This is a genomic window from Actinomadura sp. (assembly GCF_044508335.1).
Taxonomy (GTDB): Bacteria; Actinomycetota; Actinomycetes; order Streptosporangiales; family Streptosporangiaceae; genus Spirillospora.
Genome location: NZ_JBIQHY010000104.1, coordinates 1 through 25088 on the forward strand (window position 1 = coordinate 1; position 25088 = coordinate 25088).

General features: G+C 74.7%; 23 protein-coding genes. 12 read left to right on the forward strand and 11 right to left on the reverse strand.

The window, feature by feature from the left end; genetic code table 11:
• Positions 1-77 precede the first annotated feature (77 nt).
• Positions 78-986: a hypothetical protein gene (locus ACIWVC_RS26975; protein ID WP_396450623.1), complete on the reverse strand. Its 909-nt coding sequence runs from the start codon at positions 984-986 to the stop codon at positions 78-80.
• A gap of 16 nt (positions 987-1002) precedes the next feature.
• Between ACIWVC_RS26975 and ACIWVC_RS26980 the strand changes: the two genes are divergently transcribed.
• The 3 genes from ACIWVC_RS26980 to ACIWVC_RS26990 all read left to right on the forward strand — a co-directional run bounded on the left by ACIWVC_RS26980 (position 1003) and on the right by ACIWVC_RS26990 (position 4522).
• Complete coding sequence (locus ACIWVC_RS26980) at positions 1003-1155, forward strand: hypothetical protein (RefSeq protein ID WP_396450622.1); 153 nt, start codon at positions 1003-1005, stop codon at positions 1153-1155.
• A 50-nt stretch (positions 1156-1205) separates the two neighbouring features.
• Entirely contained in the window at positions 1206-2216 is a 1011-nt protein-coding gene (locus ACIWVC_RS26985) for a hypothetical protein (RefSeq protein ID WP_396450620.1), read from the forward strand.
• A gap of 128 nt (positions 2217-2344) precedes the next feature.
• A complete protein-coding gene (locus ACIWVC_RS26990) occupies positions 2345-4522 on the forward strand; it encodes a hypothetical protein (protein WP_396450618.1) in 2178 nt (725 codons plus the stop codon).
• On the opposite strand, the gene thpR is transcribed toward ACIWVC_RS26990, so the two are convergent.
• The 3 genes from thpR to ACIWVC_RS27005 all read right to left on the reverse strand — a co-directional run bounded on the left by thpR (position 4459) and on the right by ACIWVC_RS27005 (position 7379).
• Positions 4459-5082: an RNA 2',3'-cyclic phosphodiesterase gene (thpR, locus tag ACIWVC_RS26995; protein ID WP_396450616.1), complete on the reverse strand. Its 624-nt coding sequence runs from the start codon at positions 5080-5082 to the stop codon at positions 4459-4461. The two genes, ACIWVC_RS26990 and thpR, sit on opposite strands and share 64 nt — an antisense overlap.
• A gap of 52 nt (positions 5083-5134) precedes the next feature.
• On the reverse strand, positions 5135-6382 hold the full coding sequence (locus tag ACIWVC_RS27000; RefSeq protein ID WP_396450630.1) for an MFS transporter: 1248 nt from the start codon (positions 6380-6382) through the stop codon (positions 5135-5137).
• Between the two features lie 529 nt (positions 6383-6911).
• On the reverse strand, positions 6912-7379 hold the full coding sequence (locus tag ACIWVC_RS27005; protein ID WP_396450614.1) for a MarR family transcriptional regulator: 468 nt from the start codon (positions 7377-7379) through the stop codon (positions 6912-6914).
• Between the two features lie 147 nt (positions 7380-7526).
• On the opposite strand from ACIWVC_RS27005, the gene ACIWVC_RS27010 reads away from it, so the two are divergent.
• Entirely contained in the window at positions 7527-7877 is a 351-nt protein-coding gene (locus tag ACIWVC_RS27010; protein WP_396450612.1) for a DUF2530 domain-containing protein, read from the forward strand.
• Here ACIWVC_RS27010 and ACIWVC_RS27015 read toward each other — a convergent pair.
• Both ACIWVC_RS27015 and ACIWVC_RS27020 read right to left on the reverse strand, forming a co-directional pair.
• Entirely contained in the window at positions 7874-10879 is a 3006-nt protein-coding gene (locus ACIWVC_RS27015; RefSeq protein ID WP_396450610.1) for a sacsin N-terminal ATP-binding-like domain-containing protein, read from the reverse strand. The two genes, ACIWVC_RS27010 and ACIWVC_RS27015, sit on opposite strands and share 4 nt — an antisense overlap.
• A gap of 1 nt (position 10880) precedes the next feature.
• On the reverse strand, positions 10881-11738 hold the full coding sequence (locus ACIWVC_RS27020; protein ID WP_396450609.1) for a DUF3027 domain-containing protein: 858 nt from the start codon (positions 11736-11738) through the stop codon (positions 10881-10883).
• A gap of 170 nt (positions 11739-11908) precedes the next feature.
• Here ACIWVC_RS27020 and ACIWVC_RS27025 point away from each other — a divergent pair, with 170 nt between their 5' ends.
• The gene (locus ACIWVC_RS27025; protein WP_396450608.1) at positions 11909-13306 is read left to right on the forward strand and encodes an MFS transporter; all 1398 of its coding nucleotides are present in this window, start codon (positions 11909-11911) and stop codon (positions 13304-13306) included.
• An 84-nt stretch (positions 13307-13390) separates the two neighbouring features.
• Here ACIWVC_RS27025 and ACIWVC_RS27030 read toward each other — a convergent pair whose 3' ends face one another.
• Together ACIWVC_RS27030 and ACIWVC_RS27035 are read right to left on the reverse strand one after the other, a co-directional pair.
• Positions 13391-13786: a cold-shock protein gene (locus tag ACIWVC_RS27030; protein WP_396450606.1), complete on the reverse strand. Its 396-nt coding sequence runs from the start codon at positions 13784-13786 to the stop codon at positions 13391-13393.
• Positions 13787-13943: 157 nt separating this feature from the next.
• On the reverse strand, positions 13944-14597 hold the full coding sequence (locus ACIWVC_RS27035) for an HAD family hydrolase (protein WP_396450604.1): 654 nt from the start codon (positions 14595-14597) through the stop codon (positions 13944-13946).
• A 229-nt stretch (positions 14598-14826) separates the two neighbouring features.
• On the opposite strand from ACIWVC_RS27035, the gene ACIWVC_RS27040 reads away from it, so the two are divergent.
• Complete coding sequence (locus ACIWVC_RS27040) at positions 14827-15291, forward strand: hypothetical protein (RefSeq protein WP_396450602.1); 465 nt, start codon at positions 14827-14829, stop codon at positions 15289-15291.
• A 57-nt stretch (positions 15292-15348) separates the two neighbouring features.
• Here ACIWVC_RS27040 and ACIWVC_RS27045 read toward each other — a convergent pair whose 3' ends face one another.
• Complete coding sequence (locus ACIWVC_RS27045) at positions 15349-15831, reverse strand: GNAT family N-acetyltransferase (RefSeq protein WP_396450601.1); 483 nt, start codon at positions 15829-15831, stop codon at positions 15349-15351.
• 170 nt (positions 15832-16001) lie between these two features.
• On the opposite strand from ACIWVC_RS27045, the gene ACIWVC_RS27050 reads away from it, so the two are divergent.
• From ACIWVC_RS27050 to ACIWVC_RS27065, 4 genes are all read left to right on the forward strand, one after another.
• Positions 16002-16619, forward strand: a complete 618-nt coding sequence (locus tag ACIWVC_RS27050) for a TetR/AcrR family transcriptional regulator (RefSeq protein WP_396450600.1) — start codon at positions 16002-16004, stop codon at positions 16617-16619.
• Positions 16620-16722: 103 nt separating this feature from the next.
• Positions 16723-19086 carry a helicase-associated domain-containing protein gene (locus ACIWVC_RS27055; protein WP_396450598.1) on the forward strand — a complete coding sequence of 788 codons (2364 nt, stop codon included), beginning with the start codon at positions 16723-16725 and terminating at the stop codon, positions 19084-19086.
• 94 nt (positions 19087-19180) lie between these two features.
• Complete coding sequence (locus tag ACIWVC_RS27060) at positions 19181-19585, forward strand: hypothetical protein (RefSeq protein ID WP_396450596.1); 405 nt, start codon at positions 19181-19183, stop codon at positions 19583-19585.
• Between the two features lie 170 nt (positions 19586-19755).
• Positions 19756-21408 carry a DNA repair helicase XPB gene (locus ACIWVC_RS27065; RefSeq protein WP_396450628.1) on the forward strand — a complete coding sequence of 551 codons (1653 nt, stop codon included), beginning with the start codon at positions 19756-19758 and terminating at the stop codon, positions 21406-21408.
• 42 nt (positions 21409-21450) lie between these two features.
• Here the strand turns inward: ACIWVC_RS27065 and ACIWVC_RS27070 are convergent, their stop codons facing one another.
• Positions 21451-22020, reverse strand: coding sequence for a TetR/AcrR family transcriptional regulator (locus tag ACIWVC_RS27070; protein WP_396450594.1), 570 nt, complete (start codon positions 22018-22020; stop codon positions 21451-21453).
• Between the two features lie 73 nt (positions 22021-22093).
• Between ACIWVC_RS27070 and ACIWVC_RS27075 the strand changes: the two genes are divergently transcribed.
• Positions 22094-22591 (forward strand): FBP domain-containing protein, encoded by a 498-nt coding sequence (locus ACIWVC_RS27075; RefSeq protein ID WP_396450592.1) that lies wholly within the window; start codon positions 22094-22096, stop codon positions 22589-22591.
• A gap of 28 nt (positions 22592-22619) precedes the next feature.
• On the opposite strand, the gene ACIWVC_RS27080 is transcribed toward ACIWVC_RS27075, so the two are convergent.
• Entirely contained in the window at positions 22620-23870 is a 1251-nt protein-coding gene (locus ACIWVC_RS27080) for an MFS transporter (RefSeq protein WP_396454746.1), read from the reverse strand.
• Between the two features lie 132 nt (positions 23871-24002).
• Between ACIWVC_RS27080 and ACIWVC_RS27085 the strand changes: the two genes are divergently transcribed.
• A complete protein-coding gene (locus tag ACIWVC_RS27085) occupies positions 24003-24935 on the forward strand; it encodes a LysR family transcriptional regulator (RefSeq protein WP_396454747.1) in 933 nt (310 codons plus the stop codon).
• The last annotated feature ends 153 nt before the right edge of the window (positions 24936-25088 follow it).

The following is a 25088-nucleotide window of genomic DNA, read 5'->3' on the forward strand; positions in this document are numbered from 1 at the left end:
CCCGCTGCGCTCGCAGAGCTCGCTCCGCGTGCCTGCCCGTGACCGCCGGTCGGGCGTTGATCTGTCTGGGTCGGGGCTCAGCCGGCGACGGCGAGGGGGGAGTCCGTGCCGCCGGTGCCGCCGGCGCGTTCGACGGCGCGGTGGAGGAGGCCGGCGCGGTCGCGTTCCTGGTCGGCGCGGGTGAAGCCCGTCCAGACGCGGGGGTCCATGTCGGTGTCGCGGGCCGTGGGCACGAAGTTCGCGGTCGCGAGCACCTCGGGGGCGTCGCGGCGCCCGGGGCGGCGCTCCATGCCGACCTTCACGTAGGTGCCCTCGCGGAGCATGACCACGCTGGCGAACTCGACGCTCGTGTGCCGCTCGGCGTCCCGGAACCAGCGCGGGTTGGACGCCCAGTAGATGTTCTGGTCGGTGTCCACGGCGACGGTCAGCGGGCTGAGCGCGCCCCGCGCCAGGTGCACTTCGGTGGGCCGGTCGCGGTGGACCCAGGCGAGCGCGACCCGCCCGACCACGGCTTCGAGCACCGCGGTCACGTCGGACGGCCGCCGGCATTCGGCGAGCAGCTGGAAGATCGGCTCGCTGTCGGTGGCGCCGGCCGCGGGCGGCAGCGCGAAGCGGGACCGCAGGTCGGCGACGTCGATGTCGCCGTTGTGCGTGGCGACGACGTCCCGCACGGCCATCGGGCTCGCGTTGCGCGGCTCCAGCGGCGAGCCCTGCGTGGCCCAGCGGGTGTGGCCGAGCACGACCGGCGAGCGGTCGAGTTCCGAGACGTACGCGGGACGCCAGATCTCCGCGAAGCGGCCGCGGCCCTTCACCACCCGGCAGCCGCCCGAGGGCCCGCCGAGGCCCGGGAACCCGCCCAGGCCGGGCCAGGCGCCGAGGAACGCGAAGCCCGCCGAGTCCGTGCCGCGCTCCTCCGCGAGCATGCCCAGCGTGACGAACACGTCCGAGGCGATCCCCGGGTCGTCGGCGAACGGCGAACGTACCATCCCGAACAATCCGCACATGTCACATGAGATGCAGATCATGGGCGGACGGTTCGAGTCGTCCATCGGGACGAATAAGCTCAGACCCGTGAACCGCGCGCCCCGCTGGCTGCTTCCCACCGTGCTGACCGCGCTCGTCCTGGCCGTGGTCATCGGTGCGCTGCTGAGCTGACCGGCGCGGGTCATATGATCGACGGGGCGCGGAACGGGGATGATCAGGCCATGTCAGCAAGCCGCATCGTCGCTCGCGCCGGTGCCGCGCTCGCCGTCGCCGGCGCGTCCGCCGGCGTCCTGTCCCCCGCCCCGGCGCACGCCGCCGACGGCGACCGGACGGCGTTCACGATCAGGGACCCGCGGATCACCGAGTCCAGCGGGCTCGCGGCGAGCGCCCTGCATCCCGGCGTCGTCTACACGCACAACGACTCCGGCGGCGTCCCGAAGATCTTCGCGCTCGGCCCGGACGGCCGGGTGCGCGCCGTGCTCACGGTGGGCGGCGCGAGCGCCCGCGACTGGGAGGCCATCGCACTCGGCAAGGACGACCGCGGCCGCCCGGCGATCTTCGTGGCGGACATCGGCGACAACCTCGGCGGCGCCTGGCCGTACGTGACGGTGTACCGGATCCCGGAGCCGGCGCGGCTGCGCAGCCGGACGCTGCGCGCCACCGCGTTCAAGATCAAGTACGCGGACGGGCCGCGCAACGCCGAGACCCTGATGATCAACCCGAAGACCAACCGGCTCTACATCGCCAGCAAGCTGTTCGGCGGAAAGATCTACGAGGCGCCGAGGCGGCTGCGCACCAGCGGCTTCAACGTCATGCGCAAGGTCGGCGACGCGCCCGCCATCGCGACCGACGGCGCGTTCTCCCCCGACGGCCGCACCTGCGTGATCCGCACGTACTTCGGGGCCCGGCTGTACTCTGTGCGGCCGGACGGCAGGCCCGGCAGGACCCTGAAGTCGATCGACCTGCCCGTGCAGGCGCAGGGCGAGTCGGTGACCTACACCGCGGACGGGACGTCGCTGCTGGTCGGGTCTGAGGGCAAGAACCAGCCCGTCTACCGGGTGCCGCTGCCGGACGAGGCGCGCCCGTCGCCGGCGCCGCCGCCGAAGGAGGCGCAGACCGCGGGCGGGACCGAGGAGGGCCACCGGGACGCCACCAACACGCGGGTGGGGCTGTTCCTGGCGCTGGGGATCGCGGGCGCGGTGGGCTACGGGCTGCTGAGGAGGCGACGGTGACCGGCGGGAACCGTGCGACGTGAGCCGCCCGTACAACCTGACCGGCACGATGGAAAAGGCTTTCGGAGGACGACCGGATCGCGAAAGGAGGCGACGGTCCCGCCGGGACACGTGTGAGGATGCGGACTGTGGAGCATGAGCTGGTGGGCCTCGCGGGCTCCGGCGGCCGGTGGCGCCCCGTGGCCGCGGGCCCGTTCACCGTCCTCGCGGTGGCGCTGGCGCTGCTGCCGATCCGGCCGGTGTGGCTGTGGGCCGCGCTGATCGGCGCCGTCGCCGCCGTCCCGTGGCTGCTCGGCGCGCTCCCGGACGCGCGCCGCCGCAGGCCCCGCCCGTACTGGCGGCTGTCGGCGGCGGGCCTGGAGCGGATCGGCCGGGGCGGCCTCGTCATGACGTCCTACGAGCGGTCCCGGATCGACGGCCTGGCCATCACGACCGGGGACGGCGTGCTGACCGTCTTCCACCGGTTCGGGCGGACGGCGGTCGGCGGCCTGACCGCGATGGGCCTGGAGCCCCTCGCGGTGTTCGTGACGGCGCGGCGGCTCGGCATCCCCATGCACGTCCTGGACGGTGAGGCCACCGACCTGCTCGACCCGGCGCTCGACGAGGCGCTGCGCGCCTCCGGGCTGGAGGACGACATTCCGGGCAGCGGGCCGCTGCCGCGCGACCACGCGGCCGAGAAGCGCCTGCTGGACCAGGAGGCCGCGCTGCTGGCGGCGGCGCACGAGCCGCCCGCCGAGCCGTCCACGGAGGCGTCCGGGGACGGGTCCGGGGACGGGTCCGCCGCGGGCCGGCCGGGCCGCGGCAGGGGCGGCCGGGCCGGGGAGCAGCGGCTGGACACGCCGGAGCCGCTGCCGAGCCGCCGCCGGATCATGCTGCTCGGCGCGCTGACCGCGCTGCTCGGCGCCGTGATGATCGTCCGGATCGCGCTGGACGGGACGAGCGAGTTCGGCGCCCGGCTCGCCGCGGGCTGCTGGGTGCTGGCGGCGATCGCGGGCGTCCTCGCGGCGCGCCGCCGGCTGCTGCGCGCCGCGCAGATCCGCTGGACGATCACCGCCGACCGGCTGCGGGTGCGGGCCCGGCCGGGCCGCCGCCGCGAGGTGCAGGAACTGCCCGCGGGCGACGTCGCGGCGGTCGTCGTCGGGCCCGGCCTGCGGCTCGACCCGGTCAGCGGGGAGCCGCGCCGCGCCGACCTCGCCGCGCTGGCGTTCGGGCACCGGCTGGAGCTGGTCGCGCGGCTGCCCGCGCACGGCCTGGACGGCTTCCAGCTCGCGCACGCCCTCGACGACCACGGCTACCGGGTGATCACGCCGGGGGCGCGGGCGCCGCGCCGCCCGGACTACGGCCTGGAGGGCCTGCCGGAGATCTTCGCGCAGGTGCCCGGCGGCCGGCTCGTCGTCACCGACGGCGGGCTCGGCTGGGCCGACGCGGCCGGCGACGTCGTGCTGAAGATGCCGGAGGACCGCATCGGCGGCATCGAGCTGCTGACGATCGGCGGGCACGCGTGGGTGCGGCTGTACGACTCCGACGGCGACGAGTTCTTCGCCGCGCCGCTGTCGGCGCTGCGGATCTCCCGCACCGACCTGCGCGACTCGGCGCGCCGCGCGGGCCTGCCCGTCAACGACGCCGAGTACGACGCGTACATGAGCGCCGCGTTCCACTCCGCCGTGTCCACGCTGGCCGCGCCCGAGCCCGAGCGGGCGGCGGCCGCGCTCCCGGCGCAGCCCGCGGGCCCGGAGGGCGGCGGCGCGGACGGCCCGCGGGACGTCCCGGCGCGCCTGCCGCAGGACGTCACGTTCCCCGTCTCGGCGCCGCCGAGCCCCGTCACGGCGCCGGGCGCCCTCCTGGACGCCACCCGCCGGTCCCGCGTCGGCACGTACGGGATGAGCGTGCTGCTGTGCGAGGCGGTGGCGCTGCTCGGCGCGGTCTGGCTCGGCCCCGACCTCGGCGGCTTCAACGCGACCGCGAGCTGGTCGATGCCCGCGGGGCTGGTGATCGGCCTGATCGGCTACTGGCTGTACGACCGGAACCGTTCGCAGCTGCGCGTGTCGTCCGCCGGCCTCGCGGTCGTCACCAGGCGCGGCAAGGTCGAATGGGACCTGGCCCGCGACCGCGTCGGCGGCGTCGGCATCGACGAGTCGGCGGAGCGGATGCCGCGGCTCGTGGTGTGGGCGCCGTCCGGGCGGGTGCTGCGGCAGATCACGTTCCCGCCCGACCTGGACGAGCTGCGCCGCGCCTGCGAGCGCTACGGCGTCCCGTGGGGGCCGCCGGACGCCGACCGTCCCGCGCCGCCCCCGCCGGAGCTCTGACGCAGCGACCACGTCTTCAGCGACTCGTACGTCACCTGGCTCTGGTCCTTGCCGGGCAGGTGGCTGCGCATCAGCTGGACGGAGTGCGCCGTCCACGGGGAGCCCGCGAACGCCGACAGCGGGTCGATGAGCGCCCGCACGTCCACCGGCCGCCGGGACCTCGCGAGCGTCAGGTGGGGGCGGAAGCCGCGGTGCTTGTCCGGGAGCGTCCCGACGCGGCGCCCGGCGGCGGTGGTGGACGCGGCGAGCCGCGCCAGCCCGCGGCGGTCGCCGTACAGGCCCGTCCACAGGACGCGGGCGTGCGCGCCGCTGCCGGGGAAGGCGCCCGCGCCGGCCAGCGACAGGGTCATCCGCTCGTGCCGCCCGACGGCGCGCTCCAGCCGCGGCAGCAGCCGGTCGAGGGTGCGGTCGTCGACCTCGCCGAGGAACGTCAGCGTGACGTGCAGCAGGTCGCGCCGCACCCAGCGCAGCGCGGGCTGCGCGTCCCGGTGCGGGCGGACGGCCTCCTCAAGCTCGTCCAGGATGTCCGGTGGCGGCACGAGCGCCACGAAAAGCCTCATGGGAGCGTCCGGAGGGCCACGCGGCCAGCTTTCCAGCAGACGGCACCCGTTGTCACGCGATCGGGGCCGTCATCCTCCGGCCGGGGCGGAGCCGCCGCAGCCCGGCGAACCCGGCGCCCCTGGCCGCCACCGCTCCGACGGCGAGCGCGGCGAGGACGGACACCAGCCCGCCGAGGACGAGGCTCATCCGCGCCCCGAAGTGCTCGGCCAGCCAGCCGACCGCGGGCGCGCCCACCGGGTTCGTGCCGAGGAACACCAGCATGTAGAGGGCCATCACCCGGCCGCGCATCTCCGGGGACACGCCGAGCTGCATCGTCGCGTTCGCCGCCGTCGTGATCGTCATCATCGCGATGCCGGTCGGGACGAGCAGCGCCAGGAACAGCCAGTACGTCGGCATCAGCCCGGTCACGACCTCCAGCGCCCCGAACACCAGGCCCATCGCCACCAGCAGCCGCAGCCGCGGCTTGGCGACCCTCCGGGCGGCCAGCAGCGCGCCGCTGAGGGCGCCGAGCGCCAGCATGCTGGACGCCAGCCCGAACGCCGACGCGTCGGTGTGGAAGACCTCCTTGGCGACCAGCGCGACCGTCGTGTTGAAGTTCATCCCGAACGTCGCCAGGAACCCGATGAGGATCAGGACGAGCATGAGGTCGCGGCGGCCGCGCACGTAGCGGAGCCCCTCGCGCAGCTGCCCCTTGGCGCGCTTGACGGCCGGCACGTCGTGCAGCTCGTCGGTCCGCATCGCGTAGAGCCCGAACAGGACGGCGCCGAACGAGGCCGCGTTCACCAGGAACACCGGCCCCGTGCCGATGAGCGCGATGAGCACTCCGGCGACCGCCGGGCCGAGCAGCCGGGCCCCGTTGAACGTGGCGCTGTTCAGCGCGATCGCGTTCGGCAGGTCGCGCCTTCCGACCATCTCCATCACGAACGCCTGCCGGGTCGGGTTGTCCACGACGGTGGCGACGCCGAGGCCGAAGGCCAGCAGGTACACGTGCCAGACCTGGGCGTTCCCGCTGACCGCGAGCAGCCCGAGGACCAGGGCCAGCACGCCCATGGAGATCTGGGTGAGCATCAGGACGCGCCGCTTGGGGTAGCGGTCGGCGACGACGCCGCCCCACAGCCCGAACAGCAGCATCGGCAGGAACTGCAGCCCGGTGGTGATCCCCAGCGCGGTGCCGCTCCCGTGCGCGAGTTCGAGGACGAGCCAGTCCTGCGCGACCCGCTGCATCCAGGTGCCGGTGTTGGAGACGACCTGCCCGGCCGCGTAGAGGCGGTAGTTGCGGTTGCGCAGCGACCGGAACATCCCGCCGCGCCGCGCCTGCCGCCCGCCCTCCGGAGCCGCCTGCTCCGGCTCGGCGGACCGCGCGGACTCGTCCAGCGCGGACCCTTCCAAAGCGGGCTCGTCCGGCGCGGGCTCGTCGAGGGGGCCGTCTTGGAACGTTCCGCCGGCCTTGAGGCCCGCCTGAGCGGTCGCCGCCTCGGCGGCGCCCGCAGACTCATCACCCGGCGCATGCCCGTCGAGCTGCGCCGGCCGATCAACCTGCGGGGCCGAACCGGTGCGGGAGGCGGGGTGGACGGGCGCCGGGGCGAGGGGGCGCGCCGGGGACGGCCGGCGGCGGGAGCGGACGGCGGCCGCCGCCTTCAGGGGCGCGGGGGTCACCGGAGCGGCGGCGCGGGCGGGATGCGCGCGGCGGCGGCGGGCGCCGCGCGTCGCGGTCCCCTCCGGCTCATCAGGGGTTTCGTTAGCAGAAGTCATTACCAAAGCTAACGTTAATCGGGCGATCTTCATTCCGGCAAGGGCCATGAACCCGGCCACACTCCCGCACCGGGAGTCAGGAGCGGCTGAGGCGGTCGATGATCGGAGCCGCCCGGCGCAGGATCTCGCGTTCTTCGGCGGTCAGCTCGGCGAGCCGCTTGGCCAGCCACGCCTCCTTGCGGCGCCGCTCGTCCGCGAGCAGGGCCGACCCCGCCGCGGTGGCGTGCAGCACGACCTGCCGCCCGTCGGTCGGGTGCGGGCTGCGCGCGACGAGCCCGCGGTCCTCCAGGTGGGCGATCACTCGGGTCATCGAGGGCGGCTGCACCTTCTCGTGGTCGGCCAGCTCGCGCGGCGTCATCGACCCGTGCCGCTCGATCGCGGCGAGCGCGGCGAACTGCGTGAGCGACAGCGGGCGGCCGCCGTCCCCCGCCGCGGGCGGGCGCAGATTGCGCAGGCGGCGGGTGAGCCGCGCGATCGAGATGCGCAGCTCCTCGGCCAGCCCCGGCGCGGACGCCGTCCGCCCCCGGATCGGTGACGTGGTCATGGTCGCGTGGTCATGTGGTTGCTCTCCCGGTGCTGCCGCCCATGCTGCCACGCCGCAGGCCCCGACCGTCCAGGAGGCCCGTTTTGAGCTGCTCATCACCCTGGTCGGCTGAGGACGGCCCGGCTCCTTCCACGTAGCCTGAGGACCATGAGCCGACCGCGCCGCCCGGATCCCCCGCCGATGCAGACCAACGACGTCCGTATCGCGGCCGCGGGCACGGTCGCGTGGGCGATCGCGCTGGTCGTGCTGCTCATCGTCGGGCTGCCGTCCGAGGACCGCTGGTGGCTGTGGGTGTGCGCCACCGGCATCGGGATCGGCCTGTTCGCCATGTGGTACATCCCCAGGCTCCAGGCCGGACGCGCCCGCGCCGAAGCCGCCCGCGCCCAACGCCGCGCCGAACGCCGGGCCGTGTCCCCGCCGGAGGGGTCCACGGCGGAGGGGTCTCCGGCCGCGGAGCCCACCGCGGATCCACCCGCGGAGCGGGAGCGGGTCGACTAGGGCTCCAGGTCGGCCTCGGCCAGCAGGACGGGCAGCGCCTCCGGGTCGCGCAGGACCGCTTCGACCAGGAGGCGGTCGGCCCAGTTCCCGGTCGACCAGGCGAGCGCCCGCGCCAGGCCGCGGACTCCGGTCGCGTGGATCTCGCCGTCCCTCGTCCACCAGGGGACGTCCTGGCCGTCCACGACGAGGCGACCGTGTGCGAGGTAGTCGGCCGGAGCGCCCGGCAGGACGGCTCTCACCGCGTCCGGCACGGGGCGCTTCTCGGCTTCTGACTGGACCTCGCCCGGAATCTCGTCCCCCGCCAGGGGGAGATCGAGCAGTTCGGCGAGGCGCGTGTCACGTCCCTGGGCGGCGATGACGAGGGGCTGCCCTTGCAGGAGCGGGAGGAGGTCGGGGCCGTCCAGGATGAGGGCGTCCCCCGCGTCCACGACCTCGACTTCGCCGTCCACTACGGCCCGGACGTGGTCGGGTGGCTCGACCGCCACTTCCGCGGCGTCGGCCAGGGCCGTCCAAAGCGCGCCCAGCTGGGTCCGGGTCACGGGCCGATCGGGGTCGGCGAGCCGATCGAGGAGCTCTTGGGCGCCGCCGGGCTCCTCCAGCAGCTCGTCGAGCGACGTACGGACGCCCAGGGCGAGCAGGAACCGCTCGTCCAGGCCCTCCGGCGCGACGTCGTAGAGCCCGGCCAGCGCCTCGTCTCCGCCCAGCCGGAAGTCGCCCGGCCTGCGGCCGTCCAGGACCGGGTGCCGCCCCAGCCACCACGCCGTGTACGACGGGACGGCGGCGCGCCTGCCGTCGTGCAGCGTGACGTGGGCGGGATCCACGATCGCGGCCCGCCACGGCGGCGCGGCGAGCAGCCTCAGCGCCGCCGCCCAGTCGTCGACGAGCTCGAGGTCGCGGACGGCCGCGAACTCGGGCACCAGCGGCGGGAGGTCCTGCGGCCCGATGCGCGTCAGGACCTCATCGGCCCACAGGTCCTCGTCGGCCAGGTCGAGGGTCTCGGCCTCGTCGGCGAGGCCCGTGAGGCTGACGTCCTCGGCCCTGGCGAGCGCGAACCCGTCCAGGACCCCGACCGCCGTGAGCGTGTCGGCGCCCCACCGCTCCAGCACCCGGCCGTCCACGACGCCGAACGGCGCGTCATCGGCCATGAGGCCGCGCAGCGGGCTGTCCGGCAGCAGCAGCTCGCCCGCCGGGTAGAGCTCCCCGTCGTCCCCCGGCAGGGCCAGCTCCGCCAGCCACGGCTCGTCGCCGGGATCGAGGTGCGCGGCCGCCACGAGCCCCAGCACGGCCTCGGCGACCGCGTCCGGATCATCGGCCTCGAACGACTCCTCGACGGCCGTCCGCACGGCGGGGTCGGCGAGCACCGTCCGCGGCCCCGCCTCGATCGCGCCGAGCCGCGTGAGCAGCGGGTGGACGGCCTCGGGATGGACGAACCGCAGCCCGAGCACGTCCAGCCCGGCCGGGTCGACGCCGTCCGCGATCAGCAGCCCGCGAGGCCCGCGCGCCACCCGGCCCGCCCGGCCCGCCAGCGGCACCGGCAAGGCCCCCAGAGCGTCCCTGGCGGCCCCGTCGAGCGCCCCGTACACCCGGTGCCACCACGCCGGTTCGCGGTCCACAGCGGCCAGCTCGTCGATCACGTCGGCCAGTTCCACGCGCCGCACCCCGAGCGCCGCCAGCGCCGGGCTGCGCGCCGGCCATTCGGGCGGCAGCAGCCCGCCGACCACGGCGTCCGCGCCGCCGAGCACCTCGACGAACGCCGCCGGCGCGTCCACCGCGACGGCGTCCCGGCCGCGCGTCCGATGCGGCAGCACGGGCGCCTCGGGCAGGCGCCCCCGGATCTCCCGCCGCACCCGCGCGTCGAGCTCCCCGGCCCCCACCGGGCCCGGCACGAGATCGAGCACGCGCGGCGACACCGGCGGCTCGGCCAGCAGCCGCACGTACGCCTCGGCGGCCCGCTCCACGAGGAACCCGGTCAGCGCCCCGGGGGCGACATGCCGCCGGTCCGGCGCCAGCGGGAACGACGCGATGAGCAGCGCGGGCAGGTCGAGCCGCTCGTCACTGGGCGTGGGGGCATGCACGACGCTCGGCATGCCCTCGGGCCAGCCGTCCTCGGGGAGGGCCCACCGCACCTGCCAGAACGGCCGCGCCCGCTCCTCCACCGGACGGTCGCGCAGCAGCGCCCCGGGGATCTCCCCGTGCGCCTCGACCGTCCGCCACAGGGCCCCGTTGATGACGACCTCGCCGCCGCCGCGCCGCTCCGCGGACAGCTCGCGGACGTCCCCGTCGACATCGATCTCGACGCGCTCCAGCGCCGGCAAGGCCAGCATCAGCGCCGCCCCGACGTCCTCCAGTTGCCGCCGCACGGACGCGACCGCGTCCTCCCGCAGCGGCAGCCGCACGAGGGTGTCGAACCCGTCCGGAATCTCCGGCGCGTCGTCCAGCGCGAAAGGCAGCCGCAGCACCGGCACGTGTCCGCCCCGCCGCGCGGCCTCCTCGGCGAGCGCGGGCACGCCCTCGACCAGCTCCCGGGCCCGCTCCCGCGACCACTCGACCCCCGTCGCCCGCCGCGGACCGGCCGCGTCGCCGGCCGGGAGGGCGGACGCGATCGCGGGCGTGTCGGTGACGGCCGCGACGGCGGCGAACCCGACGCCGAACCGGCCGGTCGCGCCGCTCTCGCCGCGTTTCGACGAGGCGCGCAGCGTGGACAGCGACTCCACACCGGGAGCGTCCAGCGGAGCACCCGTGTTGGCGGCGGTCAGGACGGCGCCCGACGGCCCGGCGCCCGATGCCGCCGTGCGCAGGGTCAGCCGCAGCCGGCCGGGGACGGCGGCGCGGGACGCGGCGTCGGCGGCGTTCTGGGCGAGCTCGATGACCGCGCGGTCGCGGTAGCCGCCCAGGGCGTGGTCCTCCTCGGCGTTGGCGTCCTCGCGGAAGCGCGCCGGGGACTCGGCCCAGGCGCGCAGCACGCGCTCGCGCAGGGCCCGCGTGCCGAAGGCGTCCGGCATGTCAGCTGTGACCGAGGGCCTCGTCGTCCAGGGACGCGGCGTCCTCGTCGGCGGACGGGACGACCTCGTAGCCCAGCTCGTCGATCACCGGCGGGTTGTGCTCGGACGCCGCCGGGATCGAGACGGCCTCGGAGTGGGCGCCGCAGCCGTGGTCGGCGGAGACCACCCGGCCGTCGTCGGGGGCGTACTCGTTGGCGCAGACCCCGAAGAGCTGCCGCAGCTCGCCCGCCAGGGGGACGAAGAAGCCGCAGGTGGAGCACTGCGCGGGGGCGGACGCGGCGATGGGGGCGCGGGGCCCGGCGACGCCCTCGTACCAGCGGGTCGCGGCCTCGTCGCGGCCCTCCCGCGACAGCACCCGGACCCGGCCGAGGCCGAGCTCCCACTGCGCCGCGTGGTCGGTGGCGTCGTCCACCTGGGTGAAGCCGGGCGCGAGCCGGACGTCGTCGGGCGCGGTCGGCAGCAGGTCGCCGGGGCCGAGGTCGCCGGGGCGCAGCCGCTCCAGCCACGGCACCCACGGCGGCGCGAGCAGCGCCCCGTCGCCGGGCAGCAGGACGCATTCGCTGACCGTGACGTTCTTCGCGCGGGCGGCGCGGGTCACGGTGACGGCCCAGCGCCAGCCCCGGTAGCCGGGGGCGAGGCACGCGAAATAGTGCGTGACCACCCGGTCGCCCTCGGCGCGCAGGCCGAGGTGCTCGCCGACGCCGAGCGGGCGGGCGGTCTCCTCGGCGGCGCCGCGGGCGAGGTCGACGGCCTCGGCGCAGGCGGGGTCGACGGCGGGAGTGCGGGTCCGGCGGGCGGGCCCGGACGTGCTGCGCGCGGCGGCGGGACGCGCTGGGCTGGACTGGCGCTGTGGGCTCACACGTCAATTCTCGCCCATCGGAGGACGTGGCCGGACACCCGCCCGGGCCGCGGCGGAGGTGAGCGTTCATTCCGGCGGGGAACGTACCCTCAAGCGAGCGGCTCCTATGGCCGCGCCCGGCGGCGAGCCGGAGCGGCCGTTGAGAGAGGACGCTGGGGAGAACAGGGCGCATGGCAGTACGGGCGAGGGTCGGACGGTCGCTGCGCGCCGCCGCCGCGGGCGCGGCGCGGGCGGGACGCGGCGCGCGCTCGGCGGTGCTCGGCACCGGCCGGCTCACCCGCCGCGTCACGCACGCGCAGGGCGCCGGGCGCAGCGGGCTCGGCAGCCTGATCGAGGCGTCGGCGTTCAACTCCGCGGGCGACGCCATGGTCACGGTCGCGCTGGCCGGGACGCTGTTCTTCGGCCTGGACGTCAACCAGGCGCGCGGCCAGGTCGCCCTCTACCTCGTCGTCACGATGGCGCCGTTCGCGCTGGTCGCGCCGCTGATCGGCCCGGCGCTGGACCGGGCGCGGCACGTCCGCCGGTACGCGATCGCGAGCACGTTCGTGATGCGGGCGCTGCTGTGCTGGGCGATGGCGAGCGCGCTCCCGCACGGCGACCAGGTCACGTTCCTGCCCGCCGCGTTCGGGGTGCTGGTGCTGTCCAAGGCGTTCGGGGTGCTGCGGGCGGCGGTCACCCCCCGCGTCCTGCCGGACGAGATCACGCTGGTGACGGCGAACGCGCGGGCCTCGTTCGCGGGCCTGATCGCGGCGTCGGTCACGGCGCCCGTCGCGGCTGGCCTGGCCGTCCTCATCGGGGCGGGCTGGGTGCTCCGCCTCGCCACGGTCGTGTTCCTGCTGGGCGTCGTGTTCACCATGCGGCTGCCCGGCCACGTCGACGTCCCCGAGGAGCAGCCGCGGCCGGAGGCCGCCGCGAAGCGGCCGCGCCGCTTCCGGGCGCTGCCGCGCGTCGGGCCCGTCGTCGCGGAGGCGATGAAGGCCAACGCGGTGCTGCGCGCCTTCTCCGGCTTCCTGATCATCTATCTGGCGTTCCTGCTGCGGCAGGAGCGGTTCGACCCGGTGTCGCACCATGTCGCGCTGGGCCTGCTGGCGGCGTGCGCGGGCGCGGGCGGGCTGCTCGGCACGGCGCTCGGCGCCTGGATGAAGGCGCGGGCGCCCCGGTTCATCGTGTCGGCGACGCTGGCGTCGGTCACCTGCGTCACGGCGGCGGGCGCCGCGTTCTTCGGCCTGTGGGCGGCCCTCGCGGTGGCGACCGCGGCCGGGCTCGGCCAGGTGCTCGGCAAGCTGTCCATGGACGCGGTCGTGCAGCGCGAGATCGGCGAGGACATGCGCTCGTCCACGTTCGCGGTGTCGGAGACGCTGCACCAGCTCAGCTGGGTGCTGGGCGGGCTGCTCGGCCTCGGCATGTCGATCGTCGCGGACGGCCGGGTCGCGCTCGCGATCGTCGCGGCGGCGCTCGCCGTCGCGTTCGGGCTGCTCGTGTCCCGCCAGGCGGGGACGCGCCGCCGCACCCGGCGCCCGGCGCCGTCCGCGAAGATCAAGGACGCGCACCCGGAGATGCACGCCTGACCCCGCTCAAGCCGCCCCGCTCAGGTCATTCCGCACAAGTCACCCCGCGCAAAGCGGACGGGACGGCGGGCCCGGGGAGCCGGGTCAGGGCGACAGGTCGTCGGCGACCGCCCGCAGCACCGTCGCGATCTTCTTGGCCTCCGCCGGGGACGGGTGCTTGCCGCGCCGGTAGGTGTTGGAGATCCCGTCCAGCAGCTTGATGAGATCCTCGGTGATCACGACCATCTCGTCCGGCTTCTTGCGCCGCTGCTTGGCGATGGTCTTCTCCACCGAGGGCAGCGACTCCAGCACGCGGACCTGGAGGGCCTGCTGGCCGCGGCGCCCCTCGACCACGCCGAACTCGATGCGCTGGCCCGGCCTGAGCGACGTGACGCCGCCCGGCAGCGCCGATGAGTGCACGAAGACCTCCCCGCCGTCATCGCGGGTGAGGAAGCCGAACCCCTTTTCGGAGTCGTACCACTTGACCTTGCCAGTCGGCACCGGAGACCTCGTTCGGTAATCGTCCTGAATCGCCCCCAAGATTAGTGCCTCGCCGAGGGCCGGTGAACATTCCGGGTACCCCCGCGACGCCCGTGGGGCAACGCCTCAGACGCTATCCGGGACGTCCGCCGTCGGCACCCGGATATCGCGTCGCAGATCAGGCTGCCCGGAATCCGCCGAGCCATTCGGGGAAGGCCAGCAGATCGGGCAGGACGACGTCCGCGCCGTACGCGGTGAGCGCGGCGGAATCGAACGCGCCGGTCGCGACGGCGACCGCCACCGCCTCCGCGGCCCGCGCCGCGTCGACGTCGCCAGTGTGGTCGCCGATGTAGGCGCGCACGCCGTGCTCGCGCAGCGCCACGCCCTTCTCGGCGCCGAACAGCCCGCCCACCACGGCGTCCGGGCGCAGCCCGAGGAACCGGACGGTGCGCTCGGTGTCGGCCTGGTTCTTGCCCGACACGACGACCGCGCGCCCGCCCCTGGCCCGCACCGCGTCCAGCGCGGCGGCGGCGCCCGGCATCAGGACGGTCGCCGGGATCGCGATGTCGGGGTAGATCGCCCGGTACCGGGCGGCCATCGCCGGCACCTCGTCCGCCGGGAACCAGTGGGCGAGCTCCTCCTCCAGCGGCGGCCCGATGCGCCCGACCACGGCCTCGGTGTCGATCGGGACGCCCGTCTCCGCGGCGAGGGCGGCGTACACGGCGCCGATCGCGGCCCGCGTGTCGGCCAGGGTCAGGTCGAGGTCGAAACCGACGGCGAACCCGGCACCGGACTCGGAACCGGACGAAGCGGGAGGGACGAGATCGAGCACGTCCCACAGGGTAAGGGGCTGGACACATGAAAGGACCCGCGCTCTCCTGGTAGTGGCGATGCGACGGGATCCGAGTAGGAGAGCACGGGACCGTGATGCGGATATACCCGAGCCCCCGACCACAAACCAGATGACCAGGGAAAACGCAGTCCCCGAACACCCCACCCCGACGCCAAGGACGATCACCGCCGTCCGCCCCCGGCACAGCCCCCGGTGAAGGAGGCCGCAGATGGCAGACAACCCCGACCGGCCGGCCGGCCAGGCCGCCCCCGCGCAGGAGCGCGCCGCGCAGGAGCGCGCAGTGCGGGAGCATGCCGTGCAGGAGCACGCCATGACCCGCACCGAGCCGGGCGGCGAGCACCGCGCGCCCCGCACCCGCCCCTCGTTCGCGGCCCGCGCGGCCGGGGCGCGGCGCCGCGCCGTCGGAGCGCTGGCCACCGCGATCTCCGTGGCGACCACGGCCGTCGTGGCGATCCTGGCCGTGCACATCGTGTTCGTGGCGTTCGAGGCCAACACGGCCAATGACATCGTCCACTGGTTCGGGGACCGGGCCACCGACCTGTGCTGGCAGTTCAGGGACGTCTTCCAGCCCGCGAACCACAAGGCCGACATCGCCGTCAACTACGGCCTGGCGGCCCTCGTCTACCTGGTGGTGGGCCGGATCATCGTCGGCATCGTCAGGCGATGGGCCTGACCGGCGGCCCGGTCCGCGGCCCGCTCGCACGGCCCGCCCCGCGGGCCGCCCCGGCGGCTAGTCGCGGCCGGGGAAGCGGACCTTCTCGAACGGCCAGGCCGTCGTCACCCACTGGCGGACGAACGTCTCCAGCTCCTTCTCCAGGACGGAGTTCTCCTCGTCCGCGCGGACCCAGAACACCACGACCGCGTCCGCGCCCGGCTCGTCGGACGGGGCGACGTGGATGCGGCCGAGCTGCCGCTCCCCGTCCGGGGTGATCACCACGTAGCTGAACGAGCGCCGCAGCTGCCCCTGCTTCTGCAGCCACGCGACGTCGATCAGGGCCTGCTCGAAGGTGAACTCGCGGTCGGGCCACCCCCACTCGGGCCCGAACCGGCCGGCCAGCCGGTCCAGGCTGCCGATCACGGCGCCGTAGTCCTTCACCACGTCGTGCACGGTGATCGGGCGGATCTGGAAGTCGGGCCCCGCCACCAGCGTGGGCACCACGAAGTCCTCGGGCAGGAACGCCCCGCCCGCCGCCTTCCGCGGAGACTTGAACATCGTCGACCTTTCCGGCGACGCCCCTTCCGGCGACGGGGCGTGCGCCCTCGAACTCTAGTCCTCCCGGCCCGCGGAGGCGGCGCATCGCGAATTCGGGCGTGCCGCGGGGCCGGGGCGGGCGCCCGCCGCCCCCAACATGCCTTAGTGTTCTTCCGGAGGAATTCATCACCATGACGCCATCCACGCGCGACCGCATCGTGTCCGAGTCGCTCCGGCTCTTCGCCGACCGGGGCTACGCGGCGACGTCGGTCGCGGAGATCGAGGCCGCGGCGGGGCTGTCCCCGGGCGCGGGCGGCCTCTACCGGCACTTCCGGTCCAAGGAGGAGGTGCTCGCCTCCGCAATCCGCGAGCACATCGAGCGGACCCGCCGGCAGATCAGCGACGTCCTCGCCCAGGCGACCGTCTTCGAGGACCGCCCGCTGGAGATCCGGCTGCGGATGACCTGCCAGGCCGGCCTCGCCAAGATGCGCGAGGAGCAGGACCTCATCCGCGTGCTGTTCCGCGACCTCGACCAGTTCCCGAACCTGGTCGCGGAGATGCGCGAGGGCATCGTCAACCCGCTCTACGACGGCATCGCGACCTGGCTCGCCGCCCAGCCCGAGTTCGAGGGCGCCGACGAGGACTGGCCCGCGATCGCCTCCATCCTCGGCGGCGCGGTGGTGAACTACTGGCTGGCGAACGAGTCGATGTACGAGCCTCCGACCCGCATCGACGAGAAGCGGTTCGTGGAGAGCTGGGCGCGGCTCGGTCTCGGGCTCGTGCACCTGGAGCGCACACCCGCCACCTGACCTGCGACGTCCCGGGCCCCACCGGCGCCGGGCACGTCCCGCGGGCTCCTACCCTGGAGACCCGCGTACCGCGGCGTGCACGCGTCATAAGGTTGGGGAAAGCATGGAAACGTATGCGGACTGGCTTCGCGCGCGAGACGACGACGAGCTGCGCGCGCTGCTGACCGCGCGTCCGGAACTCCTCGCCCCCGTCCCCGCCGACCTGACCGCGCTCGCCGCGCGCGCCGCGACGCCCGCCGCGGTGTCCCGCGCCCTCGACCGGCTGGACCGCTTCACGCTCGCCGTCCTCGAATCCCTCCTCATCCTGCCCGCGCCCGACGCGGACGCGCTCGCGGCCGGCCTCGGCGCGACGGCGGCGCAGGTCGGCGAGGCGCTCGGCACGCTGCGCCGCTACGGGCTGGCCTGGGGCGAGGGAACCCTCGCCACCGCGCCCGGCGTCCGGCAGGCGCTGCCGCACCCGGCCGGGCTCGGCCCGCCCGTCCGGGAGGTCTTCGCGGGCTACCCCGCCGAACGGCTCACCGACCTGATCACCGACCTGGAGGGCGAGGCGCCGCGCGGGTTCCCCGACGCCGCGCGCCTGCTGCGCCGGCTCGCCGAACTGCTCACGGAGCCGGCGGCGCTCATCGAGGACGCCGGGCCCGAGGCGGCGGCCGCCCTCGACCAGCTGGCGTGGGGGCCGCCCGTCGGGCGGGTCGCCGACGCGCGCCGCCCCGTCCGGGTCGCCACCGCGACCACCCCCATCGAGCGGCTCCTCGCCCGCGGCCTCCTCGCCGCCGAGGACGACCGCACGGTCACCCTGCCCCGCGAGGTCGCGCTGCACCTGCGCGGCGGGCGCCTCTTCCGGGACGTCCCCGCCGAACCGCCGCCGCTGCCGTCCCGGGCCGGGGAGCCCCGCGCCGAGGACGTCGTCGTCCGCGCCGCCGCGGGCGAGGCGGCGGCCGCCGTCCGGCTCGTCGAGGAGCTGCTGGAGCGCTGGGGCCTCGAACCGCCGCCGGTCCTGCGCAGCGGCGGCCTCGCCGTCCGCGACCTGCGCACCGCCGCGACGCTGCTGGACGTCCCGGAGTGGAAGGCGGCGCTGCTCGCCGAGACCGCCTACGCCGCCGGCCTGCTCACCCGCAGCGGGGACCTCGACGGCGAATGGCTGCCCACCCCCGCCTACGACCTGTGGCTGATGCGCGACACCGCCGGCCGCTGGACCGAGCTGGCCCGCGGCTGGCTGAAGTCCGACCGCGCCGCCGGGCTGGCCGGGGAGCGCGACGACCGCGACCGGCTGATCAACGCGCTGAGCGAGGCGATGGTGCGGTCCACCGCCCCCGCCGTCCGCCGGGAGATCCTGGAGGTCCTCGCCGACGCCGGGCGCGGCGCCCTCGTCGACGAGGACGCGCTCCGCACCCGGCTCGGCTGGCTGCGGCCCCGCCGCGGCGGCCCGACCCGCGAGCGGCTCCTCGGCTGGACGCTGCGCGAGGCCGCCGCGCTCGGCCTCACCGGGTTCGGGGAGCTGGTCCCGTTCGCCCGCGACCTCCTCGCCGGCGACGACCCCGAACCGGCGCTGGAGAAGTACCTGCCGGAGCCCGTCGACGAGATCCTCATCCAGGCCGACCTGACCGCGGTCGCGCCCGGCCCGCTCGTCACCGGCCTCGCCCGCGAGCTCGCCCTCATCGCCGACGTCGAGTCCACCGGCGGCGCCACCGTCTACCGGTTCACCCCCGAGTCGGTGCGCCGCGCGCTGGACGCCGGACGCTCCGCCGCCGACATCACCGACCTGCTGACCCGGCACTCGGCGACCCCGCTGCCGCAGCCGCTCACCTACCTCATCGACGACGTGGCGCGGCGGCACGGGCACCTGCGCGTCGGCGCCCTGGCGTCCTACGTCCGCACCGACTCCGCCGCGACGCTCGACGAGATCCTCGCCGACCGCCGCGCCGAGCCGCTGCGGCTGCACCGGCTCGCGCCGACCGTCCTCGCGTCGGCGCTGCAGCGCGCCGACCTGCTCGACGGGCTGCGCGCCATGGGCCTCGCCCCGGTCGCCGAGGCGCCCGGCGGCGGCGTGATCGTGACCCGGCCGGACGCGCAGCGCGCCGACCCGCCGCCGACCGCCGAGATCGTCCGGCTGCGCCCGGACGCCCGCACCGACGCGTCCGTGGTCGCCGCCGCGGTGCGCGCGCTGCGGGCCGGGGACGAGGCGTCCCGGCACGGCGCCGAGCACGCCCGGCAGGCGCCCGCCGGGGAGCCGCCCCGCTCGCCGGCGATGGCCACCATCGAGCGGCTCCGCGCCGCCGTCGACCGCGGCGGGCGGGTCTGGATCGGCTACCTCGACCAGCAGGGCCAGGCGTCCAGCCGCATCGTGGCGCCCGTGCGCGTCGAGGGCGGCTTCCTCACCGGCTACGACGCCACCCGCGCCGCCGTGCACCGCTTCGCGCTGCACCGCATCACCGGCGTCTCCGAACTGGACGACTCCGGCGCCTAGCAGCGGATGTGATCTTCCGGGCGAATGGAACCCGTGGCGCGTCCCGGAGGTCCTAGTCTTGTAGGTCACACCGGAGCGCGGAGGAGGCCCGTCTGTGAGCGGATACGGCGGCAACCCGCCCGGTTGGAACGACCCCTACGGGGGCCAGGGCTGGAGCGGATCACCGTATCCCGGTTCCCCCGCGCCGCCGCCCGGCTACGCCTACGGGCCGCCGGGCGTGCCCGTCCGGCCCACGAGCAACGCCTCCACCACCGCCTGCCTGGTCTGCAACATCGCCAGCGTGCTGCTGTGCTGCGGCATCCTCGGCATCCCGGGCGCCATCGTGTCGGCGATCGCGATGGGCCGCGTCCACAACGACCCCGAGTCGGCCCGCAAGCTGACGATCGCGGGCTGGGTCCTGTTCGCCCTGTCGATCGTCTCCGGGATCGCCATCGCCATCATCTACATCATCGTCGTGGTCAACGCCGACTCCGGCTACAGCTCCACCTCCGGCGTCTAGGCCGCCCGCGCCGGGCGGCCCGCGGGGCGGGAAGAGCGGGGCGTCCGCCGCCGTTGAAGGAATGCGTCCGCGCCCGGACCGTGCGCCGCGCCGCCGCTCCTGGGGTACCGTGCGGCAACGGGTGTCCGGACGTGGCATCGATCACCGACATCGCGACGGGGGCTTCTGCTTTGACCGACGGTCCGCTCATCGTCCAGTCCGACAAGACGCTGCTGCTGGAGGTCGACCACGAGCTGGCCGACGCCTGCCGCAAGGAGATCGCCCCGTTCGCCGAGCTGGAACGGGCGCCGGAGCACGTCCACACCTACCGGGTGACGCCGCTCGCGCTGTGGAACGCCCGCGCCGCCGGCCACGACGCCGAGCAGGTCGTCGACACGCTGATCAGGTACTCCCGCTACCCCGTCCCGCACGCCCTGCTGGTGGACGTCGCCGACACGATGGCGCGGTACGGGCGGCTGCGGCTGGAGAAGGACCCCGTGCACGGGCTCGTCCTGTCGTCCTCCGACCGGTCGGTGCTGGAGGAGGTCCTGCGCGCCAAGAAGGTCAAGGGCATGATCGGCGAGCGGGTCGGCGACGACGCGGTGCTCGTCCACCCGAGCGAGCGGGGCGCGCTGAAGCAGGCGCTGCTCAAGCTCGGCTGGCCCGCCGAGGACCTCGCCGGCTACGTGGACGGCGAGGCCCACGCGATCTCCCTCGTCCAGGACGGCTGGGAGCTGCGCTCCTACCAGGAGGAAGCCGCCTCCGCGTTCTGGCACGGCGGCTCCGGCGTCGTCGTGCTGCCCTGCGGCGCCGGCAAGACCATCGTCGGCGCCGCCGCCATGGCCCGCGCGCAGGCGACCACGCTGATCCTCGTCACCAACACCGTGTCGGCGCACCAGTGGAAGCAGGAGCTGCTCCGCCGCACGTCCCTCACCGAGGACGAGATCGGCGAGTACACCGGCACGAAGAAGGAGATCCGGCCGGTCACCATCGCCACCTACCAGATCATGACGACCCGCCGGAAGGGCGCCTACACGCACCTGGAGCTCTTCGACGCCCGCGACTGGGGCCTGGTCGTCTACGACGAGGTGCACCTGCTGCCCGCGCCGATCTTCCGCATGACCGCCGACCTGCAGGCGCGCCGCCGGCTCGGCCTCACCGCCACCCTCGTCCGCGAGGACGGCCGCGAAGGCGACGTGTTCTCCCTGATCGGCCCGAAGCGCTACGACGCGCCGTGGAAGGACATGGAGGCGCAGGGCTGGATCGCGCCCGCCGACTGCGTCGAGGTCCGCGTCACCCTCACCGACTCCGAGCGCCTCGCCTACGCGACCGCCGAACCCGACGAGCGCTACCGCTTCTGCGCCACGACCGACACCAAGACCGAGCTGATCAAGGCACTGGTCGACCGGCACCGCGGCGAGCAGACGCTCGTCATCGGCCAGTACATCGACCAGCTCGACGAGCTGGGCGCGCTCCTGGACGCCCCGGTCATCAAGGGCGAGACCCGCGTCCGCGAACGGGAGCGCCTCTTCGACGCGTTCCGCTCCGGCGAGATCAGCGTCCTGGTCGTGTCGAAGGTGGCGAACTTCTCCATCGACCTGCCGGAGGCGTCGGTCGCCGTGCAGGTGTCGGGCGCCTACGGCTCGCGCCAGGAGGAAGCCCAGCGCCTGGGGCGCCTCCTGCGCCCGAAGGCGTCCGGGACCGGGGCCCGCTTCTACGCCGTGGTCGCCCGCGACACCCTCGACCAGGACTACGCCGCCCACCGGCAGCGCTTCCTGGCCGAACAGGGCTACGCGTACCGCATCGTCGACGCCGACACCGTCCTGGCCGGCAAGGAGTTCTAGGCCACCCGCCACTGGACGGGCGGCCGGTGGGGCGCCGTGGTGTCAGGCCGGGGGCCAGTTCCTCAGCGCAGCGTCGAGGGCGTCCAAGGTCCTGTTCCAGGACGCCTCTATATCGCGCGGGTGGTGCTGGAAGGCTCCCGCGGTCTCCAGGCTCACGAAACCGTGGAACATGCCGCCCAGCATCCGGACCGCGTCCGTCTGGTCGGGCTCGGCCAGTTCGTAGCCGCGCAGGATCGCCCGCGTCATCTCCGCGTGCCGCCCCGCCGCGCTCGCGCGCGCCGTCTCGAGGTCGAGTTCCATGCGGGCCGCGGCGTACCTGCCCGGATGCCGCTTCGCGTAGCTCCGGTACGCGCCCGCGAAGGCCACCAGGGCGTCCTTGCCCGCGCGTCCGGCGATCGCGGCCGCGACCTCGTCGGCGAGCTCGGCCAGCGCGAGCAGCGCCACCCGCGTCTTCAGGTCGTGCGCGTTCCTGATGTGCGAGTACAGGCTGGCTTCCTTGACGCCGAACCGGCGCGCCAGCGCCGCGACCGTCACCTTGTCGAAGCCGACCTCATCGGCCAGTTCCGCCGCCGCCCGGGTCAGACGCTCGACGGTCACCCCCGCGCGAACCATGGCTCCCCTCCCATTCGCCTAATGTATCAAAGAATTTGCCTAAGACCCTTAGGAAGACGTAGCCTCGCCGCCCATGAGACCCCTGACCGAACGGGACCTCCGCGCGTCCTTCGTCAACTGCTCCAAGGGCGAGGCCAAGCGGTTGAACCTGCCCAAGGACTTCGCCGGCCTGCCCTGGGACGACCTGGACTTCCTCGGCTGGCAGGATCCGGGGGCGCCCGGCCGCGCGTACCTCGTCGCCGAGCACGGCGGCCGGCTCGCCGGCATCTCGCTGCGCGTGGCCTCCGGTGCGTTCCGCGGCTTCACCTCGCGCAGCATGTGCTCGCTGTGCCTGACCCCGCGCACCGGCGGCGGCGTGGCGCTGATGACCGCGCGGCGGACCGGCGAGGCGGGCCGGCAGGGCAATTCGGTGGGGCAGTACCTGTGCGGCGACCTGGACTGCTCGCTTTACGTTCGCGGCAAGAAGCAGTCCGTCGCGGGCAGCGGCCTCGATGAGTCCCTCAGCCTGGAGGAGAAGACCGCGCGCCTGCTCGCCAACCTGCACGCGTTCCTCGACAAGGTGACCCGCTGACCCGCTCCGCCCTATGGGAGCGGCTGCGTCATGTGGCTGCGACGTCTTCGGCCGGTCGTACGGGGCTGGGCTCGTCCACCGCGGGTGTCCGCTTGGGCAGCAGGAGAGGGGTGGGGAGCAGCAGGACGCCGGAGACGGTGATCGCGGCGAGGGGGCTGGTCAGCGTGGCGAGGACGCCCCAGACCACCATGAGGCCGGCCTGCGAGAGCTTGCCGCTGACGCTCCATGCGCTGAGAACCCTTGCGGCATGGGTCGCCGGCGCCCTCCGCAGGCGTTCCGCGGCGTAGATCGGGTTGAAGACGCCCATGCACGTGATCAGCAAACCCTCGACGACGATCACGGTGACGAGCCCGGTGACGCCGGGTCGGACGAACGCGAGGCCGAGCGGGAACACCGACCGGAGCCAGCCGAAGACGATCATGATCCGGTGCCGGCCGCACCGCCGCACAAGGCGCGCGGAGAGGCGGGCGCCGGCGAAGCCGCCGACCGCCGGGACGCCGAAGGCCAGTCCGTACTGCAGGGCCGTGAAGCGGTACTCGCCCAGCAGGAGGACGGCCACGAGCGGGGCCGTGGCCATGATCAGGCCGCCGACCAGGACCGAGTTGAGGAACAGGCGCCGCAGGACGGGGTCGCCGAAGATGAACCGCCAGCCGTCGAGCAGGTCCGTCCCGCGCGGCCCGGACGTCGGGTCGCGGGGCGCCGCGACGTCCCCGCCGCGGATCCGGCGGACCGCGAGCGCCGACAGCAGGTAGCTGAAGGCGTCGGCCAGGATCGCGGCGACCGGGCCGAGCAGCCCGATGAGCGCACCGCCGAGCGGCGGCCCCACCGCGGTCGCCGCCCAGCTCGTCCCCTCGAACCTCCCGCTCGCGACGAGGAGGTGCTCGCCCCGGACGAGGTGCTTCAGGTACGCGCCGGACGCGGCGGTGAACGCGATGCCCGCGGTTCCGGAGACGACCGAGACGACCAGCAGCCGGACGTAGGACAGCAGGCCGAGGAAGTACGCCGCCGGAACGCTCGCCATCGCGAGGAAGCGGACCAGGTCCATCCCGATCATCACGGGACGCTTGGCCCGGTGATCCACCCACGGCCCGAGCGGGACCGCGGCGACGGCCGCGACGGTGAGTCCGGCGGCTTCGAGGAGCGAGACGGCGAACGCCGGCGCGTCCAGCACCCGCACCGCGACCAGCGGGAACGCTCCGAACGCGAGCCACGTGCCGTACGTGCTGACGGCGTAGGCCGACCACAGCCAGCCGAAACCGGCCCCCAATTTCACGCGCACGCGACTCCCTCGCGACAACCGGCGGTCGGGTCCTTAAGCAGGGGTGAAGCACAGCAGCTATGACGGACCGGTTTCAAACAACCGCGTCCCAGCGAGCCACAACGTTCGGTTGTGCGGGCCTAGCCTGGATCGGTGGACAGTGAGGCGGTGCGGTCGTTCGTCCGGGCGGCCGACCTCGGGCAGGTGCAGCATGCGGCCGACGAGCTCGGCGTGACACAGCAGGCGGTTTCGAAACGGATCGCCTCCCTGGAGCGCGAGCTGAAGGTTCGCCTGTTCACCCGCACCGCCCGAGGGGTCGAGCTGACGCTCGACGGGCAGGCGTTCCTCCCGCACGCACGGAGCATCGTCGCGGGTGTCGATCGCGCCGTCACCGCGGTGAGGCCGGGCTCGCGCGCCCTGCGGATCGATGTTCTCGGCCTGCGGAGCGCGCAGGCCGTCCTCCTGCACGAGTATTGGCGGTCGCATCCCGGAACCGACCTCGACGTGGTGACCCTCAAGGTCGACGACCCGCACATGGCGGCCGCCGCCGTGCAGGCCGGCGACGTCGACGCCTCGTTCCGTACCGTCACCGATCCGGCCACGCTGCCGCGGGACGTCCACATGATCCACGCCTTCGACTCGCCGCTGGAACTGCTCGTCGGCCCCGGGCACCCGCTCGCGTCCGCACGGACGCTGACACCGGACCGGCTGCGCAACCTCCGGATCTGGGTGCCTGGCATCGTCCCCCGAAGCGAATGGGCGGAGTTCTACGACGAACTTGTCACCGACTTCGACCTCCGCGTCGACGCGACAGGCCCGAACTTCGGCAACGAGGTGCTCCTGGACACCCTCGCGGAATCCGCGGAGGTCGCGACCCTCGTCGCGGCGCGCGACCGGTACATCTGGCCGGCGAACTACGACCTGCGCCGCATCCCGATCGTGAAGCCGACGCTCGCCTACCCGCTCTCCCTGATGCTGCCGAAGGCGAATCCGCATCCGGGACTCCGGGCGATCATCGAGTACTTCGCGGGCCTGCCGGCGCTTCCGGGTCCGGTCTGGCTGCCGTCCTGGGCGAGGCCGAGATAGCCCGAGGGATAGGCCCCCGGCCATTGACCGGTCGAGGGCGGGAAGGTTTTCTCGCAGATACGAGAATGGCCCCGCCGATGTCGGCGGGGCCATTCTGCAATATGAGTCCGGCGGCGTCCTACTCTCCCACACAGTCTCCCATGCAGTACCATC

What these genes read in the sequence shown, in the direction of transcription:
- thpR (WP_396450616.1), bottom strand. Translation starts at nt 5,082, where the DNA reads ATGAGGCTTTTCGTGGCGCTCGTGCCGCCACCGGACATCCTGGACGAG.
- ACIWVC_RS27045 (WP_396450601.1), bottom strand. Translation starts at nt 15,831, where the DNA reads ATGTTCAAGTCTCCGCGGAAGGCGGCGGGCGGGGCGTTCCTGCCCGAG.
- ACIWVC_RS26975 (WP_396450623.1), bottom strand. Translation starts at nt 986, where the DNA reads ATGGTACGTTCGCCGTTCGCCGACGACCCGGGGATCGCCTCGGACGTG.
- ACIWVC_RS27025 (WP_396450608.1), top strand. Translation starts at nt 11,909, where the DNA reads ATGGCAGTACGGGCGAGGGTCGGACGGTCGCTGCGCGCCGCCGCCGCG.
- ACIWVC_RS27050 (WP_396450600.1), top strand. Translation starts at nt 16,002, where the DNA reads ATGACGCCATCCACGCGCGACCGCATCGTGTCCGAGTCGCTCCGGCTC.
- ACIWVC_RS27040 (WP_396450602.1), top strand. Translation starts at nt 14,827, where the DNA reads ATGGCAGACAACCCCGACCGGCCGGCCGGCCAGGCCGCCCCCGCGCAG.
- ACIWVC_RS27075 (WP_396450592.1), top strand. Translation starts at nt 22,094, where the DNA reads ATGAGACCCCTGACCGAACGGGACCTCCGCGCGTCCTTCGTCAACTGC.
- ACIWVC_RS27005 (WP_396450614.1), bottom strand. Translation starts at nt 7,379, where the DNA reads ATGACCACGTCACCGATCCGGGGGCGGACGGCGTCCGCGCCGGGGCTG.
- ACIWVC_RS26980 (WP_396450622.1), top strand. Translation starts at nt 1,003, where the DNA reads ATGTCACATGAGATGCAGATCATGGGCGGACGGTTCGAGTCGTCCATC.
- ACIWVC_RS27010 (WP_396450612.1), top strand. Translation starts at nt 7,527, where the DNA reads ATGAGCCGACCGCGCCGCCCGGATCCCCCGCCGATGCAGACCAACGAC.
- ACIWVC_RS26985 (WP_396450620.1), top strand. Translation starts at nt 1,206, where the DNA reads ATGTCAGCAAGCCGCATCGTCGCTCGCGCCGGTGCCGCGCTCGCCGTC.
- ACIWVC_RS27015 (WP_396450610.1), bottom strand. Translation starts at nt 10,879, where the DNA reads ATGCCGGACGCCTTCGGCACGCGGGCCCTGCGCGAGCGCGTGCTGCGC.
- ACIWVC_RS27070 (WP_396450594.1), bottom strand. Translation starts at nt 22,020, where the DNA reads ATGGTTCGCGCGGGGGTGACCGTCGAGCGTCTGACCCGGGCGGCGGCG.
- ACIWVC_RS27055 (WP_396450598.1), top strand. Translation starts at nt 16,723, where the DNA reads ATGGAAACGTATGCGGACTGGCTTCGCGCGCGAGACGACGACGAGCTG.
- ACIWVC_RS27000 (WP_396450630.1), bottom strand. Translation starts at nt 6,382, where the DNA reads ATGTTCCGGTCGCTGCGCAACCGCAACTACCGCCTCTACGCGGCCGGG.